Source organism: Paenarthrobacter aurescens (assembly GCF_041549525.1).
In the GTDB taxonomy this organism is placed as follows: domain Bacteria; phylum Actinomycetota; class Actinomycetes; order Actinomycetales; family Micrococcaceae; genus Arthrobacter; species Arthrobacter aurescens.
Genome location: NZ_CP157456.1, coordinates 2619384 through 2638423 on the forward strand (window position 1 = coordinate 2619384; position 19040 = coordinate 2638423).

Below are 19040 nucleotides of genomic sequence, written 5' to 3' on the forward strand. Positions count from 1 at the left end.
CATGATATCCGGGCCTAACAACGCCTAAGTCCACCCTGTACCACCACTGAAAAGGCAACTAAACCGCGTGAAAGACCACATGGAGCCCCGTCCCGTCAATGAGCCCGGGTCAGGTGCGGCGGGTTCCCCTGCCGAGGGCGCTGCCGCTTCAGATGGCAGCACTGCTTCCGACGGCACCGCTGCGACGGTTCCCGTACGGACCGGACGCCTGGCAGCCATCAGCCGCAGGCTACGGCAGCCCATCCCCGGGGCAAGGAACCGGGTGCGCTTTGAGATGCCTCCGGAAACGGAATCCGATGACGGCAGGGACGGCTTCCGGCCCGAGGACGACCACGGCTTCGGCGCTCCGGGACCACGAATGTCCTCCCAACATCCTGTCTACGTGGGATTCATGGGTACTGCCGGCGTCGGTATTGCCTTGGCGGTGTTTTATGTGGCCAGCAACACCACGCAGCTGATTCTGTGGATCGTGGCGGCGCTGTTCATCGCCCTGGGACTTGACCCGGTGGTCCGCTGGCTGGAGGGCCGCAAGGTCCCCCGCCCGGCCGGCATCCTTATCTCTGTCTCGGCGCTGGTGCTCGCAGTAGCAGGCTTCTTTGCCACACTCATTCCCACCATCGTGGAACAGGTCTCGGAGATCGTCCGCCAAGCTCCCGAATGGATCCGCAACTTCCTCGACTCCGACTTCTTCCGCAACGCAGACAGCCAATTCGGTGTACGGGACCGTATTACTACTGAGTTGGACAAATTCGTCAAGGACCCTGAAGCGATGGGTGGCATCTTTGGCGGCGTGGTCGGTTTCGGCTCCACCGTTGCCAACGGACTCTTCGGCTCCTTGATTGTGCTGGTCCTGAGCCTCTACTTCCTGGCCGCCCTGCCGTCCATGAAGAAGTGGGCCTACCGCCTGGCCCCGCGCTCACGGCGCCCCCGCGTTGAGGCCCTCTCCGAAGCGATCACCGACTCCGTGGGCAACTACGTCATCGGCCAGGTCTGCGTTGCGCTCCTGAACGCCATCTTCGCCTTCATCCTGATGACCATCCTGGGCATCCCGTTCAGCGTCCTGCTTGCGTTCGTCGTTGCACTGCTGGCGTTTATTCCGTTGGTAGGCGGCATGATCGCCGCTGTAGTGGTAATCCTTGTTGCACTCACCGCAGGCTGGCAGACAGCCGTCATTTATGCGATCGCGTACTTCGCCTACCTGCAGTTCGAGGCGTACTTCATCTCACCGCGCATCATGCAACGGGCAGTGGCCGTACCGGGCGCAGTGGCAGTGATCTCAGTCATTGCCGGTGGCAGCCTTCTCGGGGTGCTTGGCGCGCTGATCGCCATCCCCACCGCCGCCGCCATCATGCTGCTGATCAAGGAAGTCTTCATCGTCCGGCAAGACCGGCACTGAGCCCTCCCTCGGTTTTTGTACAGGTAATGCCCCTAAGCATCCCGTTTAGGGGCATTATCTGTACAAAAACTTGTTACCGGGCTACATGGTTGCTACCCGGCTAGCTTGTTGCTACCCGGCTAGCTTGTTGCTACCCGCCCCGCCCACTGCCGAGGCAGGCCGTCCGCTCCGGCACCCGCCGCAGTGACGTCGTCGACGATCTCATCCAGGACGCGCGCGGCGTACTTCTCCCCCACCCACAGGTGTTTGGCACCGTCGACGCCTACAACCCGGGCCTGCGGAACAACGCTGAACCGCCGGGCTGCTTCAGCAGGCTGCAAGTAGTCATCGTGCTCGGGCACCAGGACAGTCAGTGGTTTTCCGGACGCCGCCCACTCCTTGAGGTGCACGTCCGTAGCCCGGTGCAATGGCGGCGAAAGCAGCACGGCGCCTTCGATCTGCGCCGCCACCGGCTCCGTGGCCCCGTACATGAGGGCGAGCTCGGTGCCGAAGGACCAGCCCACCAACCAGCGGTTGGGAAGCCCGCGCTCCACCGCAAAACGGACAGCTGCCTCCACGTCGTAGCGCTCACCAATACCTTCTTCGAACTCACCATCACTGGTGCCGCGCGGCGATGCCGTCCCGCGGGTATTGAAGCGCAGGACTGCGACGCCGGCCAACGCCGGCAACCTGTAAGAGGCCTTGCGGTACACGTGGGAATCCATGAAGCCACCGTGCGTGGGCAAGGGGTGCAAGGTGATCAACGTGGCAGTGACTTCCCCCGATTCCGGGAGCGCGAGTTCGCCCAGCAAAACTTTGCCGTCCTCTGTGGTGAACTCCACATTCTCGCGCGCGGCGGGGAGGACCGTTGAGGCGCGGATTTCCGAGGGCGAGTCCTGCGGGGTGAAAACAAACGATGCGGGGTCAAAACTCATGCAACCAAGCCTAAGGGAATCAGCGGTAGCGGTACGTCCTGCCCGTCCAGCAGTTGGTGTGCCAGTGCCTGCGTTCGGCCAATCCTGCGGCCTGTCCGAACAAGTGGCTGTCAGACCACACCACCAAATGCGCGATGCCCGGGACGATCGCAGTGGAACAACCGGGGCAGATGTACTGCTTTTCTGCCTTCTTGGCCGTCATGGTGCGCACTATCCAGTCTCCATCCGGCGCGCTTTCCCGCCTGGCGATTCCGCCGCGTGCCCGCTCAAGGTCCAGCTCCGGCGTCGGTTCAGTCCACTTGCCGCCGGCGTTGCCGGAGCGTGTGCTGGACGCGTTGCGACGAGGGCGGTTGGAGCGGGGCATGCTTCCATTCTGCCCCAGTCATCCTGATGTAGATGGTGAGACGGTAATGTGGGGCGGGTGCGACTCGTCATAGCCCGTTGTTCTGTTGATTACGTTGGCCGCCTCAAGGCCCATTTGCCCCTCGCTACCCGCCTGCTGCTGGTCAAAGCGGATGGCTCCGTGTTGGTTCACTCCGACGGCGGCTCCTACAAGCCCCTGAACTGGATGAGCCCACCGGCCACTCTTCGGGTGACTTCGCCTGAGGAGACCGAGGTAGAGGAAGGCGTGGTGGAACAGTGGACCGTCCAATCGGCCAAAACCGATGACCGCCTCATCATCAACATCTACGAGCAACTACACGACACCTCCCATGAGCTCGGCGTCGACCCCGGCCTGATCAAGGACGGCGTGGAAGCCGATCTCCAAAGGTTGCTGGCCGAACAAATCGAGCTGCTCGGCTCGGGCTATTCCCTGATACGCCGGGAGTACTTCACCGCGATAGGCCCCGTGGACATCCTGGCCAGGGATGCAGACGGCGCAACCGTTGCGATCGAACTCAAACGCCGTGGGGACATTGACGGCGTCGAACAGCTCACGCGGTACCTCGAACTCCTCAACCGCGATCCCCTGCTGGCACCGGTGCGGGGAATTTTCGCCGCGCAGCAGATCAAGCCCCAGGCGAAGGTCCTTGCCAACGACCGCGGAATCGACTGCGTCACGCTTGATTATGACGCCATGCGCGGCGTGGATGACAGCGAGTCAAGGCTCTTCTAAGTTTCCTCCTTCGGCACAGTGTGCCGCAGGCCTAGAATCAAAACCATGACTGTTGCCTCGCACTTTCCTTCTTCTTCCGCTCCAAGCCACCAGATCATCAGGGGGACGCTTGTCAGCGACGGCGAGGTGGTGGAGGACGGCCTGGTTGCTGTAGAGGGCGACAGGATCGCCTATGCGGGTCCTGCCAGCGACTTCAATCCCGAAGAATTCGACGGTTTCCAGAGCGCCATTCGCCTAGGTGTCCCCAGCGGCAGTTACCTCTTCCCCGGCCTGGTGGACGTTCACTGCCACGGCGGAAATGGCGGCGATTTTCCTGGCGGAGAGGAAGCCTCAGCGCGCAAAGCCATTGATTTCCTGCACCGGTCCGGAACCACCACATTCCTTGCAAGCATGGTCACCGCCCCCCGGGAAGATCTCCTCCGCGGCATTGAGCTCTATGTGAAGCTCGTGGACGAAGGGCTTGTGGCCGGCATCCACCTTGAGGGACCGTTCCTTTCCCACGCCCGCTGCGGCGCCCAGAATCCGGACTACTTGTTGGAACCGGACCTGGCACTCATGGACGAGCTGGTGGGTGCGGCGGCCGGCAAGCTGGCAACCATGACCTATGCCCCGGAACTTCCGGGTGCAGCGGCTTTGGTGGACCTGATGACGTCCCACGGCGTCACCCCCTCTTTGGGTCACACAGACTGCGACGACGCCACAGCCGCGGCGTCGCTGGCTGCGGCCCGCGAGGGACTTGAGTCAGCAGGGTTCGACGGCGTCAGCTCGCTGCCCACCGTCACTCACCTTTTCAATGGGATGCCGCCGCTGCATCACCGCGCCCCCGGCCCCGTTGCGGCATGCCTGCGCATGGCCCAGGAGGGCAAGGCAGTTGTTGAACTCATTGCCGACGGAACCCATTTGGACCCAAGCACAGTGGCCACTGTTTTCCAGCTGGTGGGAGCGGGCAATATTGTCCTGGTCACAGATTCCATGGCCGCTGCGGGATTGTCCGATGGCAGCTACATGCTCGGCCCATCGCCTGTGACCGTCAGCGACGGTGTAGCCACCCTCGATGCCACGGGCTCCATCGCCGGTGGCACCTCCACCCTGCTAGAGGTCGTCAGCAAAACTGTGGCAGCCGGCGTCGGACTTCCGGATGCCATTTGCTCAGCGACTGCGGTCCCGGCCGCGGTCCTGGGACTATCGGATGAAATTGGCGGGCTCCGACGGGGACTTCGGGCCGATGTTGTTGTCACCAACCAGGACTTGGAACTGACAGGTGTAATGCGCAATGGACAGTGGATGTCCCAGTAGCGTGCATTGTCCTGGTTTCCTGCATAGCCGGAAAAGCCCACGGGTGAATTCCCGAAGGCGGCGTTACCTTCTTTTTACCGAAAATTTTCCTGAATTGACCAAAAGACCGTTGACCTCCGGCAGAGCACATGAAAGTGTTGTAGCAGTCTTTGTGTAGGTGTTTTTCATGCTCGCAAGACCAGTTGCGAGCGTGAAGCTCCTGCGAATCAATCAAGCCCCGGCTTGAAAGATATTCAGGTCTTCTCGCGGAGTAACAAACCCGGTACGAGGTGTATCGGACTGATGTTCCACAATGAGGAGATATACATGGCACTGGGAACCGTCAAGTGGTTCAACGCCGAAAAGGGCTTCGGCTTCATCACCCCGGATGACGCGGATGGGGACGTTTTTGTTCACTACTCCGAGATCCAGACCGGTGGCTTCAAGACCCTCGATGAGAACCAGCGCGTTCAGTTCGAGATCGGTCAGGGAGCCAAGGGCCCCCAGGCAACCGGCGTTACGGTCGTCTAGTTTTACCTGCTGATCCCTGCTTTACGCAGAGACAACAAAAGACGTTGACCCCGGCTTTCGAGCCGGGGTCAACGTGTCTTAATCTCATGAATGCCGGACGCTATCCACGCAATCCAACATCGACTGTTACTAACCATGAAGAAACAGCGAAAGAGTGCCGGAAATAGGCGTTGACATTTCAACCAACCAAGCTCCTGAGCAACCGTGCGGAATGACGGACTGACAATCCGGGAAGATACGCCCTGCTGAGTGCGCGTCCTATTGCAGGAAGATGCAGGGGGTCCTGGTAATACATGTACAGCGTTCTGTACTCAGGTTGGAATCTGGACTTAAAGGATGCCAGGGACCTGAATCCGTAAACAGGTTCCAGTGCCTGCCCCACAACCTCCAGTATTCCCGCCAAGCCCTTGGCCCGCTGTTCTATTTCACTCTCTTCCCGGGCCAGGGGTGACCCGGACAGGGAAATCACTTCCACGGAGTCGCGCAAGTGCAAAACGGCCGAAGCGATCAGGAACTCCATGACTCCCGGGAAAGCGTCACCCCGCCGTCGCATGAAATCCAGAGTCCAACTGACAACAACGCCGTCTTCGTAGACGGGCAGCCAACTGGTCACGCCGTAGACGAAGCCCGAACCATCCACAGCAACGCAGCACAAGACGTCGTCGTCAACCAACTCATCCAGTCCACCCATGGTGAACCCCATTTCCGGGATCCGCTTCTGGGCTGCCCATTCTTCCGAGACTTCACTGACCTGGGCGCGTACTCCGTGGTGAAGTTCGGAGTATCGACCCCAGCACGCGGTGATTCCCATCTTGGCTGCACGGTTCAGCGACGTCCTCACGTTCTGCCACTCCTTGCCCCTGAACTCCAAATTCCTGATTCGTAACCGGGTCTCCTGCGCCACAGAGACCCGGCGGAATCCGCGTGATTGCAGCACGGGCCAAAGCTCGTCCGTGCAGGAGTAGAGGCACGGCGTCAATGCGTGCCGGGAGCAGTAGTCCAGGAAGCCTTCGGCGGCCGCCTCATGGTGCTGGCGTGCTCCGAAGGGACCCGCCAAGGTCAACGCCACGTGGCTGTGCTGTTGGTAGGCCACACCGCCAGCGCCGTCCGGGGTGAACCAAAACTTGTTCGGTTCCCATAGAGCCATCCATGAGAGTGAGTCTCCACCCCTTTTCACCAAGGCACGGGCCGCGTGCCGCGACTGGCGGTCTAGTCCGCCAGTGTGATGTCCGCGGACCAGCAGGACCCAGACCCCAATCAGCGCAATGAGCCAAAACAAGGTGCCGGAGTAGGAAAAGAGAAAGACCTCCATCACGTCCCGTTCGGCGAAAACCTTACGGTATACGCCGGGAAGTGGAACAGGGAGATACTGCCTGGCGAGTTCAGCAACCAATCCCAGCAGGCCGCCGTCGCGAACCAGACCGCCAGAAGCCAGCCACACCACTGTGTAGGCCAATCCGAGCCCTCCCCCGGTCAACCCGACCAGCCAGAACACCTTCCTGCGGAGACGATCAGAAGTCTCTACCCGGAAATGGCCCCGGTAAGCGAAAAGTAGCAACGCAAGTGCCAAAGGAACCAGGACCAGCGGAATAATGTGAACCACAGGCGAATTGAGCATGCCCGCATGTGACCGCCCATCCGGCCTCGGGATGCCGGCAAAAAGTCCAAGATAAATCGTGGACAAAGCCACAACTACCAGCTGCACGCCGATCGCTATTCCCAGCGCCAGGCGCCGCCCCCGCCTCATTCCATCAGCACAAATGAGGAGAAGAACCACAGGAACTACCGCCAGCGCCAGTCCAAATGGTCCTGTGTACCCTTGGCGGGCAATTTCAAGGCAACCGACGTCAATGGTTCCCCCGCAGTTGCTCTCGAGCTGGCTTAGGGTGGGAAGCGGATTGAGGATCACATCCCGCAACAGAGCCAAAGGTCCTGACGGGCTTTTGGCGGCGGCGGTGACGATGGGACCCACAGCGAAAATTGCCATGGTCAGAGCCAGGAGATTTCGGATTTCCCGGCTGGTTGACCTGTGGAGGTGGAGATGTCCCTGGCTGCTTTGGATCCACCAGCCCACCAGCAATCCAATGAGTGCGCCCAGGAAGCCAACTACCGTCTCGGCGTGTCCCACATAAAGAACCAGCAGCAAGGAAATGGCAAGCACCACAGTCCGGAGCCTGCGCTGCCACAGGGTGGACAGAAGCGCACTGGCAGCCAGGACGGACGTGAGGACTGCGCCGTAGGGCCCGATCAGAGGAACGTTGCTCATCCCCGAAAGCCAACCATCACCGAGGTACTGCGCAACTTGGGTCACCAGGAGGAACGCCGATACGCAGGCGAACTGACCGCCGATGAAAACCCCTGCCGCAGGAAGGGATCCCAGGTGTCGCTCGGCCAAGCCAAGGAGGAACAGAATCATCAGGACGGCCGTGGCGTAGGCCAGGGGGTTGGTGGTGAAGAACAGCGATGTCCAAATAGACCACCATTGACCTGACCGCAGGCCCTCCAGCGAGACACTCGCTACGGGAAGCCACTGCTGGGGCGGCCCCGTCAAAAAACTCGCGGTCACCAAAGACAGGCCTACAAAAAGGGTCAGAACCACCGTTGTAAACGGAGTTGACCACAGGTGTCTTACCGCTTGCCTCAATGCAGGTTGGAGCAAGCTTTTGACGGCAAGGCTCACCGCGGCAACCCCCACCGGGCGGCCAGAAATTCCAGTCCCCCGGGCATGCCTCGTATCACTGCGTCCCACGAGTGCCCGGCCTGGGCAATGGCATGTTCCTCTGTTTCAAACCCGGCGTTCCGTGCGGCATCAGCGAGTTCATGCATGTACTCGGTGAACTCGTGGTCAGCTTCGCCTGAGACCAGGTACACACCGCTGCCGGAATAGTCGCGTTGCTGCATCAACACCAAAGGTGTTCTGGACTCGAATGCTTCAACGTCGCCGTCGAACGAGTCCGAAATCGTCTTGTTTCTGTCTTTGGCCAGTGCGGGTTCCCTCTCAGCAGCGAAAGGAAGGATGGACGTGAACAGGTCCGGGTGGGCAGCGCCCATCTGCATGGCGCAGGTGCCACCAAAAGAGAATCCGCCCACCGCCCATTGCGTGTGATCCTTGGACACATCCAAATTCCCGGTGATCCAGGCAGGTACGTCCCGGGAAAGATAGGTATCCACGGAGGCTATGTTGCTGTCCATACACATGGTGTTTGCGTTCGTTGATCCGTTGGGGTCCACCACCACGGTGACCGGGGCAATCCCTTGGTGCTTTTCGGCAAACTGGTCCAGGAGAGAACGCAGCTGCCCACCTGTGAGCCAATCGGCAGGACCGCCAGGTTGACCGGCGAAGAGAACAAGCACGGGCAAAGTTGGTCGGTCAACCGCCTGATACGCGGGCGGGAAGTAAATGTATGCTTCCCGGGCGCTAAAGCCCGAAACCGTGCCGGGAATGTCGGCTTTGCGAAGGACACCGTTCCGGGGCAAGGAATCCGGGGCCTTCCAGGCAGAGGGTGCCGGCCCCGGCTTGGCGTCCGGACTGCGTTTGAGGGCCGCCTCCAGTGGCTGTATGCGCGCCACCGCAGTACCCAGCAGGTCCGAGACAGTATTGTTCAGTCCGAAATAGAGGTTTATCTGAACTATGCATAAGAGCAGGACCCCCAGCATTGCCGCCACACTGAACGAGCGGCCACGCCAGGAGTTTCGGGGAAACCGCGCTATGCAGAGGAGAAGGGCAGCAACTGCAGGAACCGCCCAAGCGAGAGTTTGGAACGGAAGGTTCTCGGAGAACGTGGCCAAGAGGTCCACCAGAATCCAATGAACCAGCGCTACCACAGCTATGGCCAGCACCAGGCTGGCTGGAACCAGAACCAACCACGAACGGCGTCGGCGCCACAGGAGGTAGGCCCCACCGGCAGCACCACAGGCGACGCTGAACCATAGGAACGGTCCATCAACCAGGCTGACGTCCGAAAGGAAATCCATGGCGCCTAACGCCAGGTTCCGACGCCGATGACGGGTCCAGCTTCGAGCCAGGACGACAAACCAGCGTAAGCATCAAAATTCATGGCCAACATGAATTTCTTGCCTTCATATTGCAGTTCAACCACAACAACGCCTGGCTGAATCCTGACGAGTTCATCTTCCGTGGGCTGACGGCGACCCAACAACTCAAGGGAACTGCGCGTGAACCTGTGCTTGGGAATGACGCTGAGGGACATCAAGCGGAACCACTCAAGCTCGTTGTCCTGATAACGACAAACCCCCATCTGCCAGCTGTTTCCAGCCATGCAAATGGAGGCGTCGACCGTGCCCAGGGCGCGCCGCAGATTGAAGCGGCGCACCCCGAAAAGGCACAGTGAAATGATCAGCAACGTAAACGCTGTTGCCAAAGCGATGAACGGAATAAGGGAATCGTCCATCAAGGTCGTGCTATCGGATCCCCGCTGTAGCCGCTTCGCCCAATTTGGCGTTGTCAGCAACAATCACCACGCGATCGTTGTCGACGGAGAAGAATCCGCCGTCAACAACTACTGCAATGCGATCACCGGAAACCGGCTGGATTGCCAGCTCGCCCGCGGCCATGATAGCCAGAAGGGGCGAGTGGCCCGGCAGGATTCCGATTTCACCATCGCTGGTGCGGGCCTTCACCATCTTGGCCGCACCGGACCACACGAAGTGGTCCGCCGCGACAATCTCAACCTCGAGCTCAGCCATACTACTTGGTCTGTTCCTGGATCTTAGCCCACTGACGCTCAACGTCATCCAGGCCACCGACGTTGAAGAACGCCTGCTCTGCGATGTGGTCAAGCTCGCCGTCGCAGATAGCGGTGAAGCCTTCAACGGTGTCCTTGATGGACACGGTGGAGCCCTCGACGCCGGTGAACTGCTTGGCGGTGTAGGTGTTCTGGGAGAGGAACTGCTGGATACGACGTGCACGCGACACGACGATCTTGTCCTCTTCAGACAGTTCATCAACACCAAGGATGGCGATGATGTCCTGGAGTTCCTTGTTCTTCTGCAGGATCTGCTTAACACGGACAGCCGTGTTGTAGTGATCCTTGCCGATGTACTGGGGATCCAGAATACGGGACGTGGACGTCAGCGGGTCAACGGCCGGGTACAAACCACGGGAGGCGATTTCACGGGAAAGTTCCGTGGTCGCGTCGAGGTGTGCGAAGGTGGTTGCCGGAGCCGGGTCCGTGTAGTCATCAGCCGGCACGTAGATTGCCTGCATCGACGTGATGGAGTGACCCTTGGTGGAGGTGATGCGCTCCTGGAGCAGACCCATCTCGTCAGCAAGGTTGGGCTGGTAGCCCACAGCGGACGGCATACGGCCGAGCAGGGTGGAAACTTCCGAGCCTGCCTGCGTGAAGCGGAAGATGTTGTCAATGAAGAGCAACACGTCCTGGTTCTGAACATCGCGGAAGTACTCAGCCATGGTCAGTGCAGACAGTGCCACGCGAAGACGCGTTCCCGGCGGCTCATCCATCTGGCCGAATACAAGGGCGGTGTCCTTGAGAACGCCTGCCTCTTCCATTTCAACCCAGAGGTCGTTACCTTCACGGGTACGCTCGCCAACACCGGCGAATACGGAAGTACCACCGAAGTTGCGGGCAACACGGGTGATCATTTCCTGGATCAGAACGGTCTTGCCAACGCCGGCGCCGCCGAACAGGCCGATCTTTCCACCCTTGATGTACGGGGTGAGGAGGTCGATGACCTTGATGCCGGTCTCGAGCATCTCCGTGGAGCCCTCGAGGGAAGCGAAGGACGGAGCCTTGCGGTGGATCGGCCAGTAGGCATCTGCCTTGATCTCGGACTCTTCGACGTCCAGCGGCTTGCCGAGAACGTTGAAGATGTGGCCCTTGACGCCGTCGCCGACGGGCACAGAGATGGGAGCGCCGGAGTCCTGCACGGTGGTACCGCGGACCAGGCCGTCGGTTGCCTGCAGGGAGATGGCGCGAACGAGGTTGTCGCCCAGGTGCTGGGAGGTCTCGAACGTGATGGTTTTCGTCTGGCCGTTGAGAGTGATCTCAGTGGTCAGAGCGTTGTAAATCGAGGGGATTGCGTCAGCCGGGAATTCGACGTCGACAACCGGACCAATAACACGGGCAATGCGGCCGGTAGCACCGGCCGTAGCTACGTGTTCGGTAGCAGTGGCAGTCATCTCTCTCACTTCACTCAGTAGATGGCGTGGGTTAAGTTTATCTGTTGTTGCAGGTGCGGCTTCGAGCCGAGGTTCAAAGCAGGCTAGGACGCGAGTGCGTCTGCGCCGGCCACGATCTCGGAAAGCTCCTGCGTAATCTCGGCCTGGCGGGCCGTGTTGCGAAGGCGCGTGTACTTCTTGATCAAATCCGTAGCGTTATCGCCGGCCGACTTCATAGCACGCTGGCGGGCTGCGAGCTCGGAAGCTGCGGCCTGCAGCATGGCTGCGAAGATGCGGGACTCGATGTAACGCGGAAGCAGTGCGTCAAGCACCTGCTCTGTTTCCGGCTCAAACTCGTACAACGGCAACAGCTCGGATTCCGAGGCTGCTTCCTCTTCGACGACCTCCAGCGGGAGCAAACGGATCACCGTGGGCTCCTGCGTAACCATGGACTTGAAGCGGGTGTAAACAACGTGGATTTCGTCCACGCCGCCCTCTTCGAAGTCAGTGGAGAAGTCTTCAAGAAGTGCAGCTCCGACTTCCTGCGCGGTTTCGAATTCCGGTGCGTCCGTGCCTCCGGTCCATACGCGGGCGTATGACCGGTTGCGGAAATCGAAGTACGCCTGAGCCTTGCGGCCAACCAGGTACGCCTTGACTTCCTTGCCTTCTGCGTGAAGAAGCTCGGTGAGACCTTCAGCCTGCTTGAGCACGCTCGCGGAATAGGATCCTGCAAGGCCGCGGTCCGATGTAATGATCAGGACTGCGGCCCGGCGGATCTGCTCCGGCTCGGTGGTCAGCGGGTGGTCGATTTCGCTCTGAGTTGCGACAGCAGAAACGGCGCGGGTAATCGCGTTCGCGTAAGGCAGTGAAGCTGCTACGCGGGCGCGGGCCTTACCGATGCGCGAGGTAGCGATCAGTTCCATCGCCTTGAAGATCTTGCGCATCGACGTCGTCGAGCTGATCTTCTGACGGTAGACCCGAATCTGGGCTCCCATACTTATCCTTTCCTAAGTTCCCGATGTGCTGCCCTGCCGGGGCCCTTTCGGACCCCGGCAGAGCAGGTTATCGAAACTAGCGCTTCTGCTTGACGATCTTTTCCTGGTCGACGTCGCCGCCGGAGATCGCTGCGTGCTCTTCGTGGCCGGCGCCAACCAGGTGGTTGTCGCCTTCGCCGAAGAAGCCCTTCTTGAAGGAAACGATTGCTTCCTTCAAGGCTGCAGCGGTGTCGTCATCCAGGACGTTGGTCTGTGCCAGCGTGGTCAGGATGGAGGACTTGTGCGTGAGGTGCTCCAGGAACTCGGACTCGAAGCGGTTGATGTCCTCAACCGGAACGTCGTCCAGGTAACCGTTGGTACCGGCCCAGATGGAGACAACCTGGTTCTCAACCGGGAACGGTGAGTACTGGCCCTGCTTGAGCAGTTCCATCAGGCGTGCACCACGGGTCAGCTGCTGACGGGAAGCTGCATCCAGGTCAGAGGCGAACATGGCGAATGCCTGCATGTCGCGGTACTGAGCCAGGTCCAGCTTCAAGGTACCGGAGACCTTCTTCATGGACTTGACCTGTGCAGCGCCACCCACGCGGGAGACAGACACACCAACGTCAACAGCGGGGCGCTGGTTGGCGTTGAAGAGATCCGACTGGAGGAAGATCTGGCCATCGGTAATGGAGATCACGTTGGTCGGGATGTAGGCAGAAACGTCGTTTGCCTTGGTTTCAACGATCGGAAGACCGGTCATCGAACCCGCGCCGAGCTCGTCAGAGAGCTTGGCACAACGCTCCAGCAGGCGGGAGTGCAAGTAGAAAACGTCACCCGGGTAGGCTTCGCGTCCCGGCGGACGACGCAGCAGCAGGGACACAGCGCGGTAGGCTTCAGCCTGCTTGGACAGGTCATCGAAGATCACCAGAACGTGCTTGCCGCCGTACATCCAGTGCTGGCCAATGGCCGAACCTGCATACGGTGCCAAGTACTTGAAGCCGGCGGGGTCAGATGCCGGGGACGCCACGATGGTGGTGTACTCCAGTGCGCCATGGTCCTCGAGGGTCTGACGAACAGCTGCGATGGTGGAAGCCTTCTGGCCAACACCGACGTAGACGCAACGGACCTGCTTGGTGACATCTCCCGAAGCCCAGTTGGCCTTCTGGTTGATAATGGTGTCCACGGCGATGGCTGTCTTGCCGGTCTGGCGGTCACCAATGATCAGCTGACGCTGGCCACGGCCGATCGGGATCATGGCATCGATAGCCTTGAGGCCGGTCTGCATCGGTTCGTGAACGGACTTGCGTTCGGTAACGCCGGGAGCCTGAAGTTCCAGTGCACGGGTGGCTTCGGCCTTGATCTCGCCGAGGTCATCGATGGGCTGGCCCAGGGGGTCGACAACGCGACCCAGGAAGGCGTCGCCAACCGGAACGGACAGGATCTCACCGGTACGGTGAACTTCCTGGCCTTCTTCAATACCGGTGAAGTCACCGAGGATAATGACACCGATCTCGCGGACGTCAAGGTTCTGGGCCAGGCCCAGCGTGCCATCTTCGAAGCGAAGCAGCTCGTTCGCCATGACCGAGGGAAGACCCTCAACACGGGCGATGCCGTCACTTGCGGTGGTTACACGACCAACCTCTACGCGCTCTGCGTTACCGGGTTCGTAGGACGCCGCGAACTCGTTCAACGCATTACGGACGTCGTCGGCGTTGATGGTCAATTCGGCCATCTGCAGTCCCTGCTCTCCTGTTTTCGTGATCATCGTTGCTCACGATGACCGGGTTTTATATCAGTTAAGTTGTGCTTTGTCTTCGCTAGCCAGCGAGCTGACGGCGGAGTTCAGTCAGACGGGCAATAACCGAAGCATCAAGTACTTCGTCACCCACCTGGACCCGGATTCCACCGATCAGTGCGGGGTCAACATTGACGTTGACCTTCAATTCGCGGCCGTACAGGGCATCCAGCCCGGCCTGCAGACGGCTGGCCTGCGTTTCCGTCAACGGACGGGTAACGCTGACAGTTGCAATCCAGCGCTGCTGACGCTTGGCTGCAAGCTTGGCGAATGACTCGACGAGCTTGCTCGGCTTGACACCGCGCGGCTGCGTAACTGCCTGGCTGATGAGAACCTTTGCTTCCTCGCTGCTGCCAGGAACAAGTTTCTCGGCCAGTGCAATCTTCGCCGCGGATGATGCCTGCGGCTCAGACAGAGCACGTTGTACTTCGTGGCTGGAGGCGACGGCCTGGTTGAAGGCAAACAGATCGTTTTCCAGCTCTTCCAGCCCCGTGATACCGGAGGCAGAAACGGCCGACTTGTTTTCAGCTACGGCAATGACAACCGTGGCGGCAAGCGTCTCGAGTGCATCGCCGATATCGCGTGCCGATGCCCAGCGCGAGCTGGCCAATCCGCCTGCAATCTCAGCAGCATCAGCGGAGACTTTCCCGCCAACCAGCTGCTTGACCAGCGCCGACTTCTCGTCACCGGAACGGGACGGGTCAGTCAGGGCGCGGCGCAAGCCAGCCGAGCTGTCCACCGTTCCCAGGATTCCGAAGAGGTCCTTAGCCAACTGCAGCGAGGCGAAGGGAAGCTTTGCTTCCAGCTGCGCCAGCGCTGTGGTCAGCGATTCGCTCGATATACCTGCCATTACTTAGCTGCACCTGCGCTCTGGGTCTCCAGATCTGCCAGGAAACGGTCCACAACGCGTGCGGCGCGCTGGTCGTCGGTGAGTGCTTCCCCAACGATGCGGCCGGCCAGCGTGGTGGCCAAAGTGCCAACCTCGGAACGAAGCGAGACAACAGCTGCCTGACGCTCCGATTCGATGGCAGCATGTGCCTGCTCAGTGATGCGTGCAGACTCGGCTGCAGCCTTTGCCTTCAGGTCCGCAAGGATCTGGGCGCCTTCGGCGCGTGCTTCTTCGCGGATACGGTTGGCTTCGGCACGGGCATCGGTGAGCTGCTGCTTGTACTCTTCAAGAGCTGCAGAAGCTTCCGCTTGGGCCGCTTCGGCCTTTGCAATGCCACCTTCGATTGCTTCGGCGCGCTCTGCGAAGGTCTTCTCGAACATCGGGACAACAAACTTGACCACGATGTACATGAGGACCGCAAAGCCGACGAGGACTACGCCCATTTCCCAGACGTTGGGAACGAGCGGATTAGCCTCCGCAGCGCCTTCAGTGGCGGCTGAGATGATCAGCTGATTCATATTTCACCCGTCCTATCTACTCGTGCTTGGGATTCGCTTGGTTCTAAGGACTAGGAAAGAACGAAAGCGAAGACCAGGCCGAGGATGGCGAGAGCTTCAGTCAGTGCCAGACCAAGGAACGCGATCGGCTGCAGCACACGCTGAGCTTCCGGCTGACGTGCAACACCGTTGATGTACGCGGCGAACACGAGACCCACACCGATACCACCGCCGATGGCCGAAAGACCGTAGCCGATGAGGTTGAGGGAGCCGTTGATGGTGCCTTCCATTTTTTCTTCCTTTCAAGATGCCGCCCGTGCGGCAGGTTGTTTGGGTTGCTTCATCCCCGCGAGGGGAAGTTTTTGGGAGCCTAGTGGCTGTCGGCGTGCAGGGCGCCTTCGATGTAGATCGCGGTCAACAGTGTGAACACGTAAGCCTGCAGGGCCATGATCAGTGCTTCGAGCATGTACATGGCTACAGCACCTACCAGGACCAGTACCGAAGCACCCTTGAGCAGAACGTTCTCCTGCATGACAAGGAACTCGATGCCGGAACCGGCGAGCATGACGATCAAGTGACCGGCCAGCATGGTTGCAAACAGACGGAGGCTGTGCGTGACCGGGCGGACCAGGAAGTTGGAGATGATTTCGATCGGTACAACGATCGGCAGGATGTACCACGGCACACCTGAAGGAACGGTGGCGAGCTTGAAGTACTTCAGGCCGTTCTTCTTGATGCCGATGATGATCCAGGTGAAGTAAACGATGCCGGCCATCACATAGGCGCCGCCTACGTGCGAGAAGCTCGGAAGCTGGATCACGGGAATGGCCCCGTAGATGTTGTTCACCAGAATGAAGAAGAACAGGCTGAACAGCAGCGGCACGTACTTGATGAAGTCCTTGCCGCCGATGATGTCCTTGGCGATGCCGTTACGGACGAAGCCGTAGGCCATCTCGCCTGCGAACTGCAGCTTGCCGGGAACCAGCTGCTGCTTACGTGCAGCGAGGATGAAGAATGTAGCGATAATGACGACCGAAAGGATCACCAGCAACATCTGCTTGGAGAAGCCATCGTGCGCACCCCAAGGCAGGATTGCCGGCAGGTGCATTTCGTCGATTCCGGGTGGGGTGAATGACCCCGAATCCTGGGCGGGGAGCGCAAGCGCGATCAACGCGTTTCCTCTCTGCTGTGTCCATCATTGGGCATTTGTTGGAGTCCGGACGCGTTGGACGCATCCGCATTCCTTGTGAAATTATTTGGCATTACTGTCCCCGTCCGTGGACGGACCGCTGTCTGCGTTGCTCTCGCCAGAAGAAGAGCTTTGCCTGGTGAGGCCGTGCATATGGGAAAGATAGAACCCTCCTGCGGCTCCCAGCAGAGCGCCAAGGAGCACAATCCAGCGGGTCCCCCACAGATTATCCAGACCCCAGCCTATCAAACTCCAGACAATGATCCCGCCAATGATGTAGCTGAAGACGGCAATGCCGGCGTTGTATCCGCCGTCGTTTCCAGCCTCGGCAGATTCACCGTGGTTGACAGCTTGCTTATCAGTAGCGGCGGGGCGTGAATAACGCTTACGCGGAGACATCCGGGCCACCCTTCTGCTCCTCAGGATCGTTGTAGATCTGCAGGCGGGCTTTGCTGAAGCCGTAGATTTCGGCGGCTTGCCAGAAGACAACGCTGACTACGGCCCCAATAAGGAACCATCTGTGATGGAGCCATTCCGGAGCCCCGAGCACAAAAAGCACAACAGCGAACCCGACCACCTTGATGAAATATGTTGCAACAAAGAGGCCGACAGCGCCGGAAGGGTTGTTACGGCCAACGAAGTGACCGATCAGAAGGCTGATCCCAAAGAAGAGCATGACCAGCACGGCACCGAACGCTGCTGAAAGCGCGCCCTGCCCGCCGTTCATGAAGGCCGCGATCACGCAAGTGAGTGCAGTGGCAGCTGATGCTGCTGCGGCGCTAAGAAGGAGCAACCGGAGCCACAACGAGGAAGTCTGACCAACAGATCCAACACCACGTTTACCGGACGGGCGTCCGGCTTCGGCGTTGGATGTCATGGGGATACCAATCCTCGTGGCACAGGTGCCATATTCTCAAAGTGGGGTTACGGGCGAGTGACTGTCCGCAGTAAGAATTCTACATGAGATAGAACTGTGACCATAACCGGACCGTCACAACTACTCCCCCGGCCGGGTGGAATTCCGGGTGAAGTAAGGCCACGCCGTCACGGCGGCCATGACAAGCGCTGCCGCTATTAGGACGATGAGCACTATCTGCCATGGGAAGACCGCAAAGGCCACACCGCCGAAGGCCAGAATGCACGTCCAAACATAAAGCATCACGACGGCGCTGCGGTGCGAGTATCCCAGGTCCACCAACTTGTGGTGGAGGTGCCCGCGGTCAGCGGACCACGGCGATTGCCCCCTGGCTGTTCTCCGGACAACAGCCATCCCCAAATCAAGGAGGGGAAGCGACAACACGGCGAAGGGCAGCAGGATGGGGACGATGGTGGGGATACCGTTGGCGCGGTCGTAAAGGCCGGAGCCGATCTGTCCTGTTGCCACCACACCGGCGGAAGCCATGAGCAAACCAATAAGCATGGCCCCCGAGTCGCCCATGAAGATCTTGGCCGGAAACCAGTTGTGCGGCAGGAACCCGATGCAGCTGCCCACAAGGATGGCCATCAGGAGTGTTGCGAGATCTGAGTTGTCCGTGGATGGGTTGTTGCGGTGAACCCAGTAAGCGGTGAGGAAGAACGCTCCGCCCCCAATGATGGCAACACCGGCTGCCAGCCCGTCCAAGCCGTCAATGAAGTTGACGGCATTCATGGTGGTCACAATCAGCCCGGCGGTCAGCACTATCTGGACCACCTCGGACTCGAGGAAGATCGGTTCCGGGATGAAAGGCACAACAGACATCCGCACGCCCCAGATTGCCACAATGAAGGCCGCTGCGGCCTGGCCCAGCAGTTTGATCCACCAACGGATGTCCAGGATGTCATCCGCGACGCCTACGGCAACGATCACCACGGCACCGGCCAGAATGCCCCAAGGGGCATCGTTGTGCCTGAAGATGTCCTTGACGAAGAAGGAATTGCTCGCCACCACCAAAGCGGCGAAGAAACCCACAAAAATGCCCAGCCCGCCAAGTTTGGAGATCAGGGCCGAGTGCATGTCACGGCTGCGGATGGGTTGGTACAACCGCAGTTTGTTTCCCACAACGCGGGCGCCCCACGTCCCGGCGTACGACACTATGGCCGCTGTAAGGGCCATCAGCATGTACATGATCATGAGGCAGCCCCAAAAAGCAGCCCGATGCATAGGCCGTTAGCCTGGATCACTGCACGCAGCCGGCGCGCTCTACCTCGAAATTGAGCGCAGCCCAAGGTGTGGAATTCTGTCTTTGGATAAATGGAACTTCTCCGTCGCCATGCCTGCACCGGCTGTGCCGAATGTTGCGGGATTTCTGTGGACTCTAGTCACGATACTAATGCCAACGGCC

The 19040-nt window shown here is 59.9% G+C and carries 20 protein-coding genes; 4 read left to right on the plus strand and 16 right to left on the minus strand.

Going from position 1 to position 19040, the window contains the following annotated elements:
* Positions 1 to 67 precede the first annotated feature (67 nt).
* Positions 68 to 1396, plus strand: a complete 1329-nt coding sequence (locus ABI796_RS12135; protein WP_141282565.1) for an AI-2E family transporter — start codon at positions 68 to 70, stop codon at positions 1394 to 1396.
* A gap of 119 nt (positions 1397 to 1515) precedes the next feature.
* Here the strand turns inward: ABI796_RS12135 and ABI796_RS12140 are convergent, their stop codons facing one another.
* Both ABI796_RS12140 and ABI796_RS12145 read right to left on the minus strand, forming a co-directional pair.
* On the minus strand, positions 1516 to 2310 hold the full coding sequence (locus tag ABI796_RS12140) for an alpha/beta hydrolase (RefSeq protein ID WP_141282563.1): 795 nt from the start codon (positions 2308 to 2310) through the stop codon (positions 1516 to 1518).
* Between the two features lie 19 nt (positions 2311 to 2329).
* Positions 2330 to 2674 carry an ATP/GTP-binding protein gene (locus ABI796_RS12145; RefSeq protein WP_141282561.1) on the minus strand — a complete coding sequence of 115 codons (345 nt, stop codon included), beginning with the start codon at positions 2672 to 2674 and terminating at the stop codon, positions 2330 to 2332.
* Positions 2675 to 2731: 57 nt separating this feature from the next.
* Between ABI796_RS12145 and nucS the strand changes: the two genes are divergently transcribed.
* The 3 genes from nucS to ABI796_RS12160 all read left to right on the plus strand — a co-directional run bounded on the left by nucS (position 2732) and on the right by ABI796_RS12160 (position 5233).
* Entirely contained in the window at positions 2732 to 3427 is a 696-nt protein-coding gene (gene nucS / locus ABI796_RS12150; protein ID WP_141282559.1) for an endonuclease NucS, read from the plus strand.
* Between the two features lie 45 nt (positions 3428 to 3472).
* Entirely contained in the window at positions 3473 to 4723 is a 1251-nt protein-coding gene (locus tag ABI796_RS12155) for an N-acetylglucosamine-6-phosphate deacetylase (protein ID WP_141282557.1), read from the plus strand.
* A gap of 306 nt (positions 4724 to 5029) precedes the next feature.
* Positions 5030 to 5233 (plus strand): cold-shock protein, encoded by a 204-nt coding sequence (locus tag ABI796_RS12160; protein ID WP_017199737.1) that lies wholly within the window; start codon positions 5030 to 5032, stop codon positions 5231 to 5233.
* A 178-nt stretch (positions 5234 to 5411) separates the two neighbouring features.
* Here ABI796_RS12160 and ABI796_RS12165 read toward each other — a convergent pair whose 3' ends face one another.
* The 14 genes from ABI796_RS12165 to ABI796_RS12230 form a co-directional block, all read right to left on the minus strand.
* On the minus strand, positions 5412 to 7928 hold the full coding sequence (locus ABI796_RS12165; protein ID WP_141282555.1) for a DUF2156 domain-containing protein: 2517 nt from the start codon (positions 7926 to 7928) through the stop codon (positions 5412 to 5414).
* Entirely contained in the window at positions 7910 to 9208 is a 1299-nt protein-coding gene (locus ABI796_RS12170) for an alpha/beta hydrolase family protein (protein ID WP_141282554.1), read from the minus strand. The genes ABI796_RS12165 and ABI796_RS12170 overlap by 19 nt, the downstream gene beginning before the upstream one ends.
* A gap of 5 nt (positions 9209 to 9213) precedes the next feature.
* The gene (locus tag ABI796_RS12175) at positions 9214 to 9645 is read right to left on the minus strand and encodes a DUF2550 domain-containing protein (protein WP_141282552.1); all 432 of its coding nucleotides are present in this window, start codon (positions 9643 to 9645) and stop codon (positions 9214 to 9216) included.
* A gap of 10 nt (positions 9646 to 9655) precedes the next feature.
* Complete coding sequence (locus ABI796_RS12180) at positions 9656 to 9940, minus strand: F0F1 ATP synthase subunit epsilon (RefSeq protein ID WP_014922172.1); 285 nt, start codon at positions 9938 to 9940, stop codon at positions 9656 to 9658.
* A gap of 1 nt (position 9941) precedes the next feature.
* On the minus strand, positions 9942 to 11393 hold the full coding sequence (atpD, locus tag ABI796_RS12185; RefSeq protein WP_141282550.1) for a F0F1 ATP synthase subunit beta: 1452 nt from the start codon (positions 11391 to 11393) through the stop codon (positions 9942 to 9944).
* Between the two features lie 83 nt (positions 11394 to 11476).
* A complete protein-coding gene (locus ABI796_RS12190) occupies positions 11477 to 12367 on the minus strand; it encodes a F0F1 ATP synthase subunit gamma (RefSeq protein WP_011775258.1) in 891 nt (296 codons plus the stop codon).
* 76 nt (positions 12368 to 12443) lie between these two features.
* Complete coding sequence (gene atpA / locus ABI796_RS12195) at positions 12444 to 14081, minus strand: F0F1 ATP synthase subunit alpha (protein ID WP_141282718.1); 1638 nt, start codon at positions 14079 to 14081, stop codon at positions 12444 to 12446.
* A gap of 85 nt (positions 14082 to 14166) precedes the next feature.
* Positions 14167 to 14994 (minus strand): F0F1 ATP synthase subunit delta, encoded by an 828-nt coding sequence (locus ABI796_RS12200; protein ID WP_141282548.1) that lies wholly within the window; start codon positions 14992 to 14994, stop codon positions 14167 to 14169.
* Complete coding sequence (locus tag ABI796_RS12205) at positions 14994 to 15551, minus strand: F0F1 ATP synthase subunit B (RefSeq protein ID WP_011775260.1); 558 nt, start codon at positions 15549 to 15551, stop codon at positions 14994 to 14996. Before ABI796_RS12205 ends, ABI796_RS12200 begins: the two co-directional genes overlap by 1 nt.
* A 50-nt stretch (positions 15552 to 15601) precedes the next feature.
* Positions 15602 to 15820 (minus strand): ATP synthase F0 subunit C, encoded by a 219-nt coding sequence (atpE, locus tag ABI796_RS12210; RefSeq protein ID WP_011775261.1) that lies wholly within the window; start codon positions 15818 to 15820, stop codon positions 15602 to 15604.
* 80 nt (positions 15821 to 15900) lie between these two features.
* Positions 15901 to 16701 (minus strand): F0F1 ATP synthase subunit A, encoded by an 801-nt coding sequence (gene atpB, locus ABI796_RS12215; protein WP_011775262.1) that lies wholly within the window; start codon positions 16699 to 16701, stop codon positions 15901 to 15903.
* 81 nt (positions 16702 to 16782) lie between these two features.
* Positions 16783 to 17118 carry a hypothetical protein gene (locus tag ABI796_RS12220; protein ID WP_141282546.1) on the minus strand — a complete coding sequence of 112 codons (336 nt, stop codon included), beginning with the start codon at positions 17116 to 17118 and terminating at the stop codon, positions 16783 to 16785.
* Complete coding sequence (locus ABI796_RS12225; RefSeq protein ID WP_141282544.1) at positions 17105 to 17596, minus strand: hypothetical protein; 492 nt, start codon at positions 17594 to 17596, stop codon at positions 17105 to 17107. Before ABI796_RS12225 ends, ABI796_RS12220 begins: the two co-directional genes overlap by 14 nt.
* 120 nt (positions 17597 to 17716) lie before the next feature.
* Complete coding sequence (locus ABI796_RS12230; protein ID WP_141282542.1) at positions 17717 to 18829, minus strand: MraY family glycosyltransferase; 1113 nt, start codon at positions 18827 to 18829, stop codon at positions 17717 to 17719.
* Between the last annotated feature and the right edge of the window lie 211 nt (positions 18830 to 19040).